Origin of the sequence: Sphaerisporangium fuscum (genome assembly GCF_018531465.1) — a bacterium.
Taxonomy (GTDB): Bacteria; Actinomycetota; Actinomycetes; order Streptosporangiales; family Streptosporangiaceae; genus Sphaerisporangium; species Sphaerisporangium fuscum.
The window spans coordinates 115,964-129,772 of sequence record NZ_JAHDTF010000025.1 but is presented as its reverse complement, the minus strand read 5'-3'; the positions used below and the strand labels follow the sequence as shown (position 1 = coordinate 129,772).

At 72.3% G+C, this 13,809-nt stretch carries 13 protein-coding genes; 9 read left to right on the top strand and 4 right to left on the bottom strand.

Features of this window, described 5'->3' with window-relative positions:
• Positions 1 to 6 precede the first annotated feature (6 nt).
• The 3 genes from KIK05_RS48360 to KIK05_RS30350 are packed head-to-tail and all read right to left on the bottom strand — an operon-like array spanning position 7 to position 2,255.
• Positions 7 to 624, bottom strand: a complete 618-nt coding sequence (locus KIK05_RS48360; protein WP_214414301.1) for a DUF4870 domain-containing protein — start codon at positions 622 to 624, stop codon at positions 7 to 9.
• Positions 621 to 1,442 carry a DUF3097 domain-containing protein gene (locus tag KIK05_RS30355; RefSeq protein ID WP_214414300.1) on the bottom strand — a complete coding sequence of 274 codons (822 nt, stop codon included), beginning with the start codon at positions 1,440 to 1,442 and terminating at the stop codon, positions 621 to 623. Before KIK05_RS30355 ends, KIK05_RS48360 begins: the two co-directional genes overlap by 4 nt.
• Before the next feature lie 21 nt (positions 1,443 to 1,463).
• A complete protein-coding gene (locus KIK05_RS30350) occupies positions 1,464 to 2,255 on the bottom strand; it encodes a hypothetical protein (protein WP_214414299.1) in 792 nt (263 codons plus the stop codon).
• A 184-nt stretch (positions 2,256 to 2,439) separates the two neighbouring features.
• On the opposite strand from KIK05_RS30350, the gene hrcA reads away from it, so the two are divergent.
• The 4 genes from hrcA to KIK05_RS30330 all read left to right on the top strand — a co-directional run bounded on the left by hrcA (position 2,440) and on the right by KIK05_RS30330 (position 5,943).
• Positions 2,440 to 3,450, top strand: coding sequence for a heat-inducible transcriptional repressor HrcA (gene hrcA, locus KIK05_RS30345; RefSeq protein WP_214414354.1), 1,011 nt, complete (start codon positions 2,440 to 2,442; stop codon positions 3,448 to 3,450).
• The gene (dnaJ, locus tag KIK05_RS30340) at positions 3,451 to 4,590 is read left to right on the top strand and encodes a molecular chaperone DnaJ (RefSeq protein WP_214414298.1); all 1,140 of its coding nucleotides are present in this window, start codon (positions 3,451 to 3,453) and stop codon (positions 4,588 to 4,590) included.
• 37 nt (positions 4,591 to 4,627) lie between these two features.
• Positions 4,628 to 5,353 carry a 16S rRNA (uracil(1498)-N(3))-methyltransferase gene (locus KIK05_RS30335; RefSeq protein ID WP_214414297.1) on the top strand — a complete coding sequence of 242 codons (726 nt, stop codon included), beginning with the start codon at positions 4,628 to 4,630 and terminating at the stop codon, positions 5,351 to 5,353.
• A gap of 131 nt (positions 5,354 to 5,484) precedes the next feature.
• Positions 5,485 to 5,943, top strand: a complete 459-nt coding sequence (locus KIK05_RS30330) for a hypothetical protein (protein ID WP_214414296.1) — start codon at positions 5,485 to 5,487, stop codon at positions 5,941 to 5,943.
• A gap of 250 nt (positions 5,944 to 6,193) precedes the next feature.
• Here the strand turns inward: KIK05_RS30330 and KIK05_RS30325 are convergent, their stop codons facing one another.
• The gene (locus tag KIK05_RS30325; RefSeq protein WP_250563710.1) at positions 6,194 to 6,799 is read right to left on the bottom strand and encodes a SigE family RNA polymerase sigma factor; all 606 of its coding nucleotides are present in this window, start codon (positions 6,797 to 6,799) and stop codon (positions 6,194 to 6,196) included.
• Positions 6,800 to 6,946: 147 nt separating this feature from the next.
• On the opposite strand from KIK05_RS30325, the gene KIK05_RS30320 reads away from it, so the two are divergent.
• The 5 genes from KIK05_RS30320 to KIK05_RS30300 all read left to right on the top strand — a co-directional run bounded on the left by KIK05_RS30320 (position 6,947) and on the right by KIK05_RS30300 (position 13,792).
• Positions 6,947 to 7,291: a histidine triad nucleotide-binding protein gene (locus tag KIK05_RS30320; protein ID WP_214414295.1), complete on the top strand. Its 345-nt coding sequence runs from the start codon at positions 6,947 to 6,949 to the stop codon at positions 7,289 to 7,291.
• Between the two features lie 180 nt (positions 7,292 to 7,471).
• Complete coding sequence (locus KIK05_RS30315) at positions 7,472 to 8,545, top strand: PhoH family protein (RefSeq protein ID WP_214414294.1); 1,074 nt, start codon at positions 7,472 to 7,474, stop codon at positions 8,543 to 8,545.
• Between the two features lie 8 nt (positions 8,546 to 8,553).
• Positions 8,554 to 9,033 (top strand): rRNA maturation RNase YbeY, encoded by a 480-nt coding sequence (gene ybeY / locus KIK05_RS30310; RefSeq protein ID WP_214414293.1) that lies wholly within the window; start codon positions 8,554 to 8,556, stop codon positions 9,031 to 9,033.
• The gene (locus KIK05_RS30305) at positions 9,030 to 10,337 is read left to right on the top strand and encodes a hemolysin family protein (RefSeq protein ID WP_214414292.1); all 1,308 of its coding nucleotides are present in this window, start codon (positions 9,030 to 9,032) and stop codon (positions 10,335 to 10,337) included. Before ybeY ends, KIK05_RS30305 begins: the two co-directional genes overlap by 4 nt.
• Positions 10,338 to 10,420: 83 nt before the next feature.
• Positions 10,421 to 13,792 carry an ATP-binding protein gene (locus tag KIK05_RS30300; protein ID WP_250563733.1) on the top strand — a complete coding sequence of 1,124 codons (3,372 nt, stop codon included), beginning with the start codon at positions 10,421 to 10,423 and terminating at the stop codon, positions 13,790 to 13,792.
• Positions 13,793 to 13,809 lie beyond the last annotated feature (17 nt).

The following is a 13,809-nucleotide window of genomic DNA, read 5'->3' as shown; positions in this document are numbered from 1 at the left end:
CCGGCGTCAGCTGACGAAGCGGATGTTCATCGGGTAGCGGTAGTTCTCTCCCCGGTTGGCCGCGACGGCCGCCATGATCATGAGGATCAGGGAGCCCACCCACACCACCAGCATCAGCAGGAATCCGATGATCACGATGGCCAGCACGGTGGACACCGCGTAGGCGATGAACAGCGTGATCTGGAAGTTCAGCGCCTCGGCCGCCTGGTCGCGCACGTACGGCGACTCGTCCTTCTTCACCAGGTACATCACCAGCGGCCCGAGGAACGAGGTGAACAGGCCCAGCACGTGGGCGAGCATCGCCATCGTGGTGTCGTCGGACCCGGGCCGCGGGCCGTAGGTCCCCGGCACGTGCGGCCGGGGCCCGTACCCGGGCTGACCGTAGCCGTACCCGTAGGGAGGCGGCGGAGCCTGGCCGTAGCCCGGCTGCCCGTACGGCGGCGGCTGGTGGCCGTACCCCTGCTGCCACTGGCCGCCCTGCCCGTACGCCTGCTCGCCGTGGCCGTGGTCGTACTCGTGGCCGCCGGGCTGACCGTACGGCCCGTGCCCGCCCGGGGCGTCGTGCGGGCCCGGCCGGTCGTGGGAGGCGTCGTCGGGACGGCGATCCTGCGGGGTCTCGCTCATGATTGCTCCTCGATCGTCACGAAGTCGATCAGCTCCTCGACACGCCCCAGGAGCTCGGGTTCCAGATCGGTGAACGCGCGCACCGAGCCGAGGATGCGGCGCCAGGCGTCGGCGGGCTCCACGTGCCAGCCGAGCGCCTCGATCACGCCTTCCTTCCACGGCACCCCGCGCGGAACCGCGGGCCATGCGGGGATGCCGACGACGGACGGCTTCACCGCCTGCCAGATGTCGATGTAGGGGTGGCCGACGACGAGCACGTGCGGGGAGGACACCTGGGCGGCGATCCGGCTCTCCTTCGAGCCCGGCACGAGGTGGTCGACCAGCACCCCGAGACGCCGGCCGGGACCGGGCTCGAACTCCTCCACGATCGCCGGCAGGTCGTCGACCCCTTCGAGGTACTCGACCACCACGCCCTCCACGCGCAGGTCGTGGCCCCAGATCTTCTCCACGAGGGACGCGTCGTGCACGCCCTCGACGTAGATGCGGCTCTCGCGGGCCACGCGCGCCCGCAACCCGGCGACGGCGACCGAGCCGGACGCGCTGCGCGCGGGGCCCTTCGCGGCGGCCGGGGCCGGTCGTACCAGCGTCACCGGCTTGCCGTCGAGGAGGAAGGCGGCCGGGGCGAGCGGGAACACCCGCCGCCGTCCGAAGCGGTCCTCCAGCGTGACGGCCTCCTTGTCGCAGGCCACCACGGCGCCGCAGAAGCCGCCCTCGGCGTCCTCGACCACCAGGTCGAGCTCGGCGGGAACCTGCGGGATCTTGCCACGCAGCGGCCTTCGCCAGTCTTCCGCCAGCACGTCTCGTCCGTAGTCCCGCATACCAGGGCACGCTAGCAAAGATCACGCCGCCGGCGGCGCCCCCTGCGGCCACGCGCCGTAGGCGGAGGCGGCCGCCATGCGCTTGCGGTTGCCGCGGCGCCGGACGAGCACGACGATCGTGACGATCACCGCGAACAGGAACCCGCCCAGGGGGAGCAGGAACAGCGACGCCACGCCGCCGGCCAGCGTGCCCGCGCTCGCGGTGAGCGACTTGCCGACGCCGAAGAGCACCTGCTTGCCGTCCTCGCCCTTGCAGCTCACCTTGTAGGTGCCGGGGGCCGGGACGCCGATGTCGAACAGGCCCTCCCACGTCCTGCCGTTCGCCGTCACGACCTGGGAGGCCTTGGGCCGGGTGAGGTCCGCCTTGCCGCCGGAGGAGTCGAGGGCGAAGCAGGTCACGTCCGTGGGGCCGGACGCCGAGGCGTAGAGCATCGGCTTGTCCGCCGGGTCCAGCCTGACGGACACGCTGCCGCCGCTGGCGAACGTGTGCGTGGGCGCCGCGTCGCCCAGGGTCTTGAACAGGCCGCCGGCGAAGCCGGCGACGCCGACGACGGTGCAGATCACCGCGACCAGCCAGGCCAGCACGATCCACAGCACACGCGGCCGCACCGGCCCGCGGGCGGCGGGCGGGTACGGCTGCCCGGCGCCGTACGGCAGGGTCTGGCCGGGCGGGGGCAGGGGCGCGCCGTACTGCGCGGCGGCGTGCTGCCGGGGGCTCGCCGTGGGCCCCGGCGGGTACGGCTGGTCGCCGGGGGAGGCGGGACGCGGAATCCTGGTCGTCGCGTCGTTGACAGGCGGGTTGCTCTCGCTCATGGCCCGAGTGTGCGCCCGCGCACTTGTCGCCGGATGGCAAGCGGCTTGCCGATGACTGGGCGAGGTCGTGAGCTTGGAGTTATCGCACCCTGTCGGCTGGAGCCGTACACTTGGCACTCGGGAACACAGAGTGCCAGCCTAACCGTTTACGCAGGCACGAACGCAAGGCAGGGAGGTGAGCACGTTGCTCGACGAGCGTAAGCTGGCCGTCCTGCGCGCCGTTGTCGAGGATTTCGTGTCCACCAACGAGCCGGTCGGGTCCAAGGCGTTGGCGGAGCGCCACAATCTCGGGGTCTCTCCCGCCACCGTCCGTAACGACATGGCCGTGCTCGAGGAGCAGGGGTACATCACTCAGCCGCACACCAGCGCGGGTCGCGTGCCGACCGACAAGGGATATCGCCTGTTCGTCGACAGGCTCTCGCAGATCAAGCCGCTGTCGGCGGCCGAGCGGCGGGCCATCGAGACGTTCCTGGCGGGCGCGGTCGACCTGGACGACGTCGTGACACGCACGGTGCGGCTGCTCGCGCAGCTGACCCGGCAGGTCGCCGTCGTGCAGTATCCCTCGCTGACCCGTTCCACCGTCCGGCACGTCGAGCTCGTGCCGCTGGTGGAGCGGCGCCTCATGCTGGTGCTGATCACCAACACGGGGCGGGTGGAGCAGCGCGTCGTCGATCTCCCCGACCCGGTGAGCGACGACCGCATCGCCCATCTGCGGGCGGTGCTCAACGCGTGTCTCGACGGCTGCGGCCTCAGCCGCGTGCCCGACACGGTGGCCGACCTGCCCGATCGGCTGCCCGAGGAAGATCGCGCGATCGCGGCCACGATCCTTTCCGTGCTTCTGGACACCCTGGTCGACCGGCACGAGGAGAAGATCGTCTTCGCCGGCACGGCCAATCTCGCGGGCGACTTCAGTGTCGGCCTGCGCGATGTCCTTGAGGCGCTCGAGGAGCAGGTCGTGCTGATGCGCCTGCTCGGCGAGGCCAGCGACCCGTCCGCACTGACGGTGCGAATCGGGTCGGAAAACCCTTATTCCGGCCTTCACGGCACATCGATCGTCGCCGCCGGATACGGTTCGGGCGACAATGAACTGGCTCGGCTCGGAGTGCTGGGCCCGACGCGAATGGACTACCCGGTGACGATGGGAGCGGTGCGCGCAGTGGCACGCTATGTCGGCCAGATCCTGGCGGGGTCCTAGGTGGCCCGCGACTATTACGGCATCCTCGGGGTCCGCCGTGACGCCAGCCAAGACGAGATCAAGAAGGCCTATCGCCGGCTCGCGCGTGAGCTCCACCCCGACGTCAACCCCGACCCCGCGACGCAGGAGCGCTTCAAAGAGATCAACCAGGCGTACGAGGTCCTGTCGGACCCGAACAAGCGCCAGATGTTCGATCTCGGGGCCGACCCCTTCGGCGGGGGCGCGGCGGCGGGCGCCGGCGCGGCCGGGTTCGGTGCCGGTTTCCCGTTCAGCGACATCATGGACGCCTTCTTCGGCGGGGGCGGCGGGTCGCGCGGCCCACGCTCCCGGGCGCGGCGCGGGCGCAACGCCACGATCCGCGTCGAGCTCGACCTCTCCGAGTCGGCGTTCGGCACCACGCGTGAGCTGGTCGTCGACACGGCCGTGCTGTGCGAGGTCTGCCAGGGCAGCGGCGCCGCGGCCGGCACCCACCCCGATACCTGCGACATGTGTAACGGGCGGGGCGAGATCTCGCAGGTCACGCGGTCGTTCCTCGGCCAGGTGATGACGGCCCGGCCCTGCCCGCAGTGCGGCGGCTTCGGCTCGATCATCTCCCACCCCTGCCAGGAGTGCTCCGGCGACGGCCGGGTCCGCACCCGCCGCACCATCAAGGTGCGCATCCCGGCCGGTGTCGAGGACGGCACCCACATCCAGCTGGCCGGCGAGGGCGAGGTCGGCCCCGGCGGCGGCCCGCCCGGCGACCTGTTCCTCGAGATCGTCGAGCGGCCTCACGAGATCTTCGAGCGGCGGGGCGACGACCTGCACTGCACGGTGCAGATCCCGATGACCGCCGCCGCCCTCGGCACCTCCCTGACCGTCGAGACCCTCGACGGCGCCGAGGAGATCGACGTGCGGCCGGGCACCCAGTCGGGCCAGGTGATCCCGCTGTACGGCCGGGGCATCCAGCGGCTCAACGAGAACGGCCGCGGCGATCTGCTGATCCACGTGAACGTTGAGACGCCGTCGCGCCTCGACCCGGCCCAGGAGGAGCTGCTGCGCGAGCTGGCCAAGCTGCGGGGCGAGGAGCGTCCGCCGGGCAAGTTCGCGCCGGGGCAGCAGGGCTTCTTCTCGCGGCTCAGAGACGCCTTCAACGGACGGTGATCTCCCAGCAGGTCCGCACGGTCGTCGAGGGGGCAGGGTGAGCGTCCCCGTCTTCCTCGCCGACGACCTGTCCGGGGCCGAGATCGTCCTGTCCGGCCCCGAGGGGCGGCACGCCGCCACCGTACGGCGGCTGCGTGCCGGCGAGCGTGTCGACCTGACCGACGGCAGGGGCGCGGTGGCCGAGTGCGTCGTGCGCGACGTCGCCAAGGACTCCCTGCGGCTCGCGGTGCTCGAACGGCGTGCCGTGCCCGCGCCGTCGCCGCGTCTGGTGGTCGTCCAGGGGCTGCCGAAGGGCGACCGGGGCGAGCTGGCGGTCGAGATGATGACCGAGGCGGGGGTCGACGTGATCGTCCCGTGGGCCGCCGCGCGGTGCGTCACGCAGTGGAAGGGTGACCGCGCGGCCAAGGCCCTGGCCCGCTGGCGCTCCACGGCGAGAGAGGCGGGCAAGCAGGCCCGGCGGTTCCACCTGCCCGAGGTCGCCGAGCAGGCCACGACGGCCGAGGTGGCGGCCCTGCTCCGCGGGGCGGCGGCCGCGGCCGTGCTCCACGAGGAGGCCGGCGAGCCGCTGTCGCGGCTGGAGCTTCCCGCTACCGGTGACATCGTGCTGGTGGTCGGGCCTGAAGGCGGCATCACCGACGGCGAGATCGAGACGTTCACAGGGGCGGGCGCCGTCCCGGCCCTCCTCGGCCCCACCGTGCTGCGCACCTCGACGGCCGGCGTGGCCGCCGCCGCGGTCCTCCTTTCCCGCACCGGCCGCTGGTAGCACCGGTCACCGCCGCACATGGTCTCCGGGGGCATCGGCTGATCGACGACCGGGTCGGTGGGGGCCTGGGTCAGGTGCCGGTGTTCTCGGGGGCGGTGGCTTGGCCGTCCAGCGTGCCCTGGGGAGTGGGGGTGGGCTGGGGGGTGGGGGTGGTCGAGGACGTGGGCGTCGCCGAGGGGACGGACGTCGGCGTGGCCGTAGGTGTGCGGGTGGGCGTACGGGTGGCCGTGCGCGTCGGCTGCGGGGTCGGCGTGGGAGTCGGGGTGGGAGTGGGCTTCGGCCGCGGGGTGTTCTCCTGCGGCTGGGTCTGCGTCACCGTGGGGCTGGCGCAGGGAACGCTCCGCTCGCCGCCGTCGGGCTCGATCGCCGTCGGGGCCGTGCTCGCGCACTCGTTGCCCGGCGAGGGCGTCACCGAGGGCGTGGGCGTGGGAATGCGGGTCGTGGAGACCGTCGGGGTCGGCGTCGGGCGCTGGGATCCGATGACCGGTGGCACGGGGATGTTCGTGGTCGGCCTGCGGGTGCTCGACTCGTCGGGCGGCGCCGTGTCGTACTGGACGGGCTTGATCGACCGCTGCTCGGTCGTGAACTGATCCCGCAGGTCGGGCACGATCATCACCACGGTGGCGGCAACCAGGACCGCACCGAACGCCGACGCGGCGGCACGCCACCAGAAAAGGCCTCGCCCGCCGAACTGGGCCCACCACCGAAACAGGCCTTGCCCGCCACGCTCCTCGATGCGAGCGCGGATGATCTGCAGTCCTTCGGCGGAGGGCACGACAGAATCCGCCTCCGCGCGCAAGACACGGCGAAGAACGTCGCCGTACTCGTCGGGGGACTCGGTCATGACAATTGCTCCAGTACAGTGCGTAGTGCGGCCATGCCGCGGGCTGTGTGGCTCTTCACCGCACCCTTGCTGATGCCCATGGCATGGGCGATCTCCGCCTCTGAGAGGTCGCCGTAGTAACGCAGCACCAGCGCCTCGCGCTGCCTGGTCGGCAGCCCGCGCAGCGCCTCGATCACGGCGGATCGCTCCAGCTCGCCTATGGCTCCGTTCTCCGCGCTCGGCGCGTCGGGCAGGCCCTTGGGGGCGTACTTCTCCACGACGGCACGGTGGCGGAGCACTGAGCGCGATCGGTTCACGACCGACTGCCGCAGGTAGGCGAGTGCCTTGTCGGTGTCGCGCAGGCGCCGCCATGCCCCATGGAGGGCGACGAACGCGTCCTGCACGACCTCCTCCGCGGTCGCGCTATCGCGGACCAACAGCATGGCGAGACGGACGAGCGACCGATAATGAGCGCTGTAGAGCGTCGTCACGGCCGTGTCGGCGTCCCATCCGACGGGCACCGCCCCGAGCGACCTTTCGGCCACGAGGGTCTCGGTGGTCACATCTGTTGGACGCACGGCCTTTCCAGAGGGTTTACGCTCTGTCGGTTCTTTAGGGGGCATGACCCAGTTGTGTCCTCGCCGGTGGCCTCGCCGACACTGAACCCTGTCTGCCGCTGAAGTGTCGCATACCAACCCTAGCCGCGAGGATCTTTCCGCACGACCTCCTCGGTATTACCGATTGGCAACAGAGCTCACTAGCATTCGGGCGTGACAGACTGCCTGTTCTGCAAGATCGTGGCCAAGGAGATCCCCGCCACGGTCGTCCATGAGACCGCTCGCACACTCGCCTTCCGCGATGTGAACCCCCAGGCGCCCACCCATGTGCTGGTGATCCCGAAGGGGCACTACGAGAACGCCGCGGTGCTGGCCGAGGCCGACGACGGCCTGGCCGACGACGTGCTGAAGGCGGCGGACGCGGTGGCCGTCCAGGAAGGGGTGGCCGAGGCGGGCTACCGCGTGGTGTTCAACACCGGCCCGCAGGCCGGTCAGACGGTCTTCCACGTGCACGCCCACGTGCTCGGTGGCCGCGACCTGCACTGGCCGCCGGGCTAGCCCGTCAGGCGTCCACCTGACCTGCGGGGCGGGCCCGGCCCGGATAGCATGGCATAGTCAGCGGCGAGGCCGGGCCGGGGTCAAACGACCGGGCCGCATCCGCGGCGAACACGCTCGCCCCGCGCGAGCGACAGACGAGAACATTCAGACCGGGAGGCGAGCAGGCCCCAAGGGCCGCCCATGTCCGAGTCACACGAGAACCGCGGCGCGCCCGTCGGCGCGCACTCCAGCCAGGCGCCGCGTACCAAAGGCCCGTCCCGCACCCAGGCCAAGGTGGTCATCCCCGACGAGCACTCCATGGTGACCATCCTCGGCTCGCGTGACGAGCTGCTGCGGGTCATCGAGGGGGCGTTCCAGGCCGACGTCCACGTGCGCGGCAACGAGATCACGATCAGTGGCAGCCCCGAAGAGAGCGGCCTGGTGGTCCGCCTCTTCGAGGAGATGGTCGAGCTGGTGCGATCGGGCGCCCAGCTGACCACCGACGCGGTCGAGCGAAGCATCGCGATGCTGCGCATGAGCACCGCCCGTCCCGCCGACGTGCTGTCCCTCGACATCCTGTCGTCCCGGGGCCGTACGATCCGCCCCAAGACCGTCAACCAGAAGCGGTACGTCGACGCGATCGACCGGCATACGATCGTGTTCGGCATCGGTCCGGCGGGCACGGGCAAGACCTACCTCGCCATGGCCAAGGCCGTGAAGGCGCTGCAGGCCAAGGAGGTCAACCGCATCATCCTGACCCGGCCGGCGGTCGAGGCGGGCGAGCGGCTGGGCTTCCTGCCGGGCACGCTGTACGAGAAGATCGACCCTTACCTGCGCCCGCTCTACGACGCGCTGCACGACATGCTCGACCCCGACTCGATCCCGCGCCTGATGGCGGCGGGCACGATCGAGGTGGCGCCGCTGGCGTACATGCGCGGCCGCACGCTGAACGACGCGTTCATCATCCTCGACGAGGCGCAGAACACCTCGCCCGAGCAGATGAAGATGTTCCTCACCCGCCTGGGCTTCGGGGCGAAGATCGTCGTGACGGGCGACGTCACGCAGATCGACCTCCCCGGCGGCCAGCAGAGCGGCCTGAAGGTCGTGCAGGATATCCTGGACGGCGTTCCGGACATCCATTTCAGCAGGCTGACGAGCGCCGATGTCGTACGGCACAAGCTGGTGAGCGACATCATCGACGCCTACAGCCGCTACGACCTCGCGACCGCCGAGCCGCATGCCATCAAGGGCGGCAAGCGCCCTCGGGGGAGATAAGAAACACCATGAGTATCGAGGTGGCCAACGAGTCGGGCGTCGAGGTCGACGAGTCGTCGCTGGTGGAGCTGGCCGGTCACGTGCTCGGCCGCATGGGCATCCACCCGCTGGCCGAGCTCTCCATCCTCGTCGTCGACGAGGCCGCGATGTCCCAGCTCCACGAGCAGTGGATGGGCGAGCCGGGCCCGACCGACGTGCTGGCCTTCCCGATGGACGAGCTGCGCCCGAACCAGGGGGGATCCCGCCAGGACGGCGACGCCCCGCTCGACCCGGCGCTGCTCGGTGATGTGGTGCTGTGCCCGCAGGTCGCGGCCAAGCAGGCGGCGGAGGCCGGCCACAGCACCCGGGACGAGCTGGAGCTGCTGTGCACCCACGGCATCCTGCACCTCCTCGGCTACGACCACGCCGAGCCCGAGGAGCACGCTGAGATGTTCGGGCTCCAGGGAGAGCTGCTCGACGCGTGGCGGGAGGTGCGGCGGGAGCAGTGAGTTCCCCCGGCGGGTGGTTGGTCTCGGCCGCCCTACTGATCTTCATCGGTGGCCTTCTGGCCAGCGCGGAGACGGCCCTGACCCGCATTTCGCGGGTCCGGGCCGAGGAGTTCGTGCGCAAGGGCAGGCGCGGGGCCGAGCGCCTGCAGGCCATCGTGGCCGACCCGCCCCGCTACCTCAACCTCCTGCTGCTGCTGCGGTTGAGCTGCGAGCTGGTCGCCACGGTGATCGTGACGCTGCTGTTCATCGACTGGCTGGGCGACAAGGGGCAGGCCTACGCCGCGGCGGCGGGCGTCATGATCCTGATCAGCTATGTCATCGTCGGGGTCTCGCCGCGCACCCTCGGCCGTCAGCATGCCGAGCCGATCGCCCTGGCGAGCGCCCCCATCGTGTCCGGGCTGACGCGCATCTTCGGGCCGCTGCCCAAGCTGCTCATCCTGCTCGGTAACGCGCTCACCCCGGGCAAGGGCTTCCGTGAGGGCCCCTTCACCTCCGAGGCCGAGCTGCGCGACCTGGTCGACCTGGCCGAGGAGCGCAGGGTCATCGAGCCCGACGAGCGGCAGATGATCCACTCGGTGTTCGAGCTGGGTGACACCATCGTGCGCGAGGTGATGGTGCCGCGCACCGACATGGTGTTCATCGAGCGCGGCAAGACCATATCGCAGGCCCTGTCGCTGGCGCTGCGCAGCGGCTTCTCCCGCATCCCGGTGGTCGGTGAGAACGAGGACGACGTGGTGGGCATCGCCTACCTCAAGGACATCGTGCGGCGGATGCACGAGGCGTCCGGGGGCGAGGCCGAGCGCGAGAAGGTCGGGTCGCTGATGCGCCCGGCCACCTACGTGCCCGACAGCAAGCCGATCGACGAGCTGCTGCGCGAGATGCAGGCGCGGCAGATCCACCTCGCCATCGTGATCGACGAGTACGGCGGCACGGCGGGCCTGGTCACCATCGAGGACGTCCTGGAGGAGATCGTCGGCGAGATCACCGACGAGTACGACCAGGAGGCCCCGCGCGTCGAATGGCTCGACGACGGGGGCGCCCGGGTGACGGCGCGGCTGTCGGTCGACGAGCTGGCCGAGCTGTTCGACGTCGAGCTGGAGGTCGACGACGTCGACACGGTCGGCGGCCTGCTGGCCCACGCCCTGGGCAGGGTGCCGATCGCCGGCTCCGAGGCGACGGTCGACGGCCTCAGCCTGACCGCCGAGAGCACCGCCGGCCGCCGTAACCGCATCAGCACGGTCGTCGTCCACCGCGTCACCCCCGCCGAGGACGTCACCGTCCCGGCCTCCGCCGAGCACGACTGACCCAGGGCGCCGACCTCGGCCGCGATGCCGAAAATCGCCCTGGTCCGCCGGTTTTTCGACATATACCCTCACCTTTCGTGGTGATGTTCCGGGTGCTCGGCGCCTTCGAGCTCGCAGGTGATTCAGGACCGATCGAGGTGGGCGGGCGCCGGCCGAGATCGGTGCTCGCGCGGCTGCTGGTCGCCCGCCGTCAGGTCGTCCCCGTCGACCGGATCATCGACGACCTGTGGAAGGAGCAGCCGCCGCCGAGCGCGCTGGCGTCCATTCAGGCGTACGTCTCCAACCTGCGCAGGGTGCTCGAACCGGGGCGCGGCCCGCGCACCCCGGCGAAGCTGCTGGTCACCGTCCCTCCGGGGTACGCGTTGCGTGCCGAGGACGTGGACGCCTGGCGGTTCGAGGCACGGGCGCGGCAGGGCGGCGAGCTGCTCGACGCCGGTGATCCCCGTGCCGCCGCCCAGGTGCTGGAGCAGGCGCTGAAGCTCTGGCAGGGGACGCCGTACGCCGAGTTCTCCTCCGCCGAGTGGGCCGTGACGGAGATCGCCCGGCTGGAGGAGCTGCACGCCTCGGTGGTGGAGCAGCGGGCGGCGTGCCTGATCGGGCTCGGCGCGATCGCGCCCGTCATCGGCGACCTGCAGGTGTACGTCGGCGCTCATCCGCTGCGCGAGGAGGGGTGGCGCCTGCTGGCGCTCGCGCTCTACCGCGGGGGCAGGCAGGGGGACGCGCTGCTGGCGCTGCGGCAGGCCAGGCGGACGCTCGCCGAGGAGCTGGGCGTGGACCCGGGACCCGCCCTGCAGCGCATGGAGGCCGACATCCTCGCCCAGTCGCCCGACCTGGCCGGCCCGCCGGCCCCGCCGCCGCCCGTCGCCGGTGCGGCCGGCACTCGCGTGGCGGCGGACGGGGACGAGACCGGGGCGGTCGGCACTCGCGCAGCGGGGGACGAGGCCTGGGCGGACGGCGAAGGGTTGTTCGGGAGGGACGCCGAGCTGTCCGCCCTCATGGACGCGGCGGCGCGGGCGCGGTCCGGGCGGCTACGGCCGGTGCTGGTCACCGGCGAGGCCGGCATGGGCAAGTCCGCGCTCACCGAGCGGCTGGTGACGGAGCTGCTGGACGACGGGTGGCACGTCGCGGTCGGCCGTTGCCCGCAGACCGACGGCGCGCCGGCGGGCTGGGCGTGGGCGGAGATCCTCCGCGGCCTGGTGGAGACGTTTCCCCCCGACGCGGCCGTCGCGGCGTCCATCAGGTCCCTGACCGGCGAGGCGGCAGGGCCGGAGGACGGCCGGCCGCAGGCGGGGTGGCCGGGTGCGGTGGGCGACCTGACGGCCGAGCGGTTCCGGGCGCGGCGCGCGCTGGCCTCCTACCTCGGCGGGGTCGCCCGGCAGGGGCCGCTGCTGGTCGTGCTGGACGACCTGCACCGCGCCGACGACGAGACCCTCGCCGTCCTCGCCCACCTCGTGGCCGACCTGCGCGCCACCCGGCTGCTCCTCGTGCTCACCTACCGAGAGGACGAGGGCGCGGCGCGTCTCACCGAGACGGCCGCCACCCTCGCGGCCTGCGAGCCGGTCCGCGTCCGGCTGCGCGGGCTGGACGCGGGCGCCGCCGCCGGGCTGCTGCGCCGCGTGGCGGGGGCCGAGGTGTCGCCCGAGGCCGTCGCCGCGGTCGCCGAGCGAACAGGAGGGAACCCGTTCTTCCTATGGGAGACCGCCCGCCTGATCGTCGCGGAGGGGGAGCGGGCGGCCGTCTCGGTCGTGCCGGCGGGCGTCCGGGACGTGCTGCGGCGCCGGTTCGTCCGGCTTCCCGTGCCCGCGCAGACCGTGCTGCGCGAAGCGGCGGTGATCGGCGGGGACGTCGACCTGGACGTCCTCACCGAGGTCCACGGAGGCGGTGAGGAGGCGGTGGTCGACGCCCTGGAGGCGGCGCTGATGGCGGGACTGCTCGTGGAGCCCGAGCCCGGACGCATCCGGTTCGCCCACGCGCTGGTCCGTGACACCTTTTACGACGACATCTCGGGGCTCAGGCGCACCCGTACGCACGCCCGCGTCGCCGCCGTGCTCCGAACGCTGCGCGGCGACGAGGTCGCGGCCCTCGCCCACCACTTCGACGCGGGCGGCGAGCGGGCCGAGGCGGCGCGCTACTGCGCGCTGGCCGCCGAGCAGGCCGAGCGCCGCTTCGCCTACGCCGCCGCGGCCGCGCTGTGGGGGCGGGCGCTGGAGCTCGGCGACGGTGAGGACCTCGAACTCATCATGCGCCGGGTGCGGGCGCTGGCGCTCGCCAGCGAGCTGGTCCTGGCCCGCGAGCACCGCGAGCAGGCGGTGCGGCTGGCGCTGCCGGTCGGCGACGCGAAGCTGACGGCACGGGTGATCGTCGCCTTCGACGCGCCGGCGGTCTGGAGCGTCCGCTACTACGGGCAGGTCTCCCACGAGATCGTCCAGGCGGTCGAGCGGACCCTCGCCGACCTCGGGCCCGGCGACGGCGAGGCCCGGTGCGCACTGCTCTGCTCGCTGGCCTTCGAGCTGGACGGCGAGGAGACCGCGCGCGGGCAGCAGGCCGCCGACGAGGCGCTGGCGATGGCGAGGCGGCTCGGCGTCCCCTCGCTCCTGGCCAAGTCCCTCAACGCGCGGTACTTCCACACCTTCCGCGGGGACGGGCTGGAGGAGCGCCGCCGCATCGGCACCGAGTTGCTCGAACTCGCCCGGGCCGAGGCGATGACCGTGGAGGAGGTCGTGGCGCACCTGATGCTCATGCAGCAGGCCACGGCCTCGCTCGACCTGCCGCGCGCCGACCGGCACGCGGAGGTCGCCGAGCGGCTGGCCGAACGATACGACCTGCCGATGCCCGCGTCGGTCGCCGCCTTCTACCGGGCGTTCCGCCTGGCGCTGGCGGGGGAGTTCGGGGAGGCCGAGCAGCGGTACCGCGAGGCGGCGCGGTTGCAGAGCAAGGTGGGGGCCTGGCGCTTCGAGGTCGGGTTGTCGTTCATGGCGAGGTACTGCCTGCGCCTGCTGGACGGCGCCCTGGCCGACCTGGTCGAGGAGGCCGAGATCATCGCCCCGCGCTGGGAGGTGGCGCGCGAGTGCCAGGCGCTGGCCCTCGCCCGTGCCGGGCGGGTGGAGGAGGCCCGGACGGTGCTCGGCGACGCCCGCGTCCCGATCAGGTCGGATTTCTACCGGCACTTCTTCACGGTGGTGCGCGGCCTGCTCGGCGCGGCGATCGGCGACGAGGCGCGGGTGCTGGAGGCGCGTGCGGCGCTGCTGCCGTACGAACGGCGGCCGGTGACCGACGGGACCGCGGTGATCCCGCTGTGGCCGGTGGCCCAGGTGCTCGGCGACCTGGCCCTGCACCTCGGCAGGCCGGAGGAGGCGCGGGCGCGCTACCGGACCGCCCTGGAGGTGTCCGAGGAGGCGGGTGCGCCGGCCTGGACGGCCGCGGCCCGCCGGGCGCTCGAAGCGGTGCGTGACTGACCCCTTTAGCCGCGCCC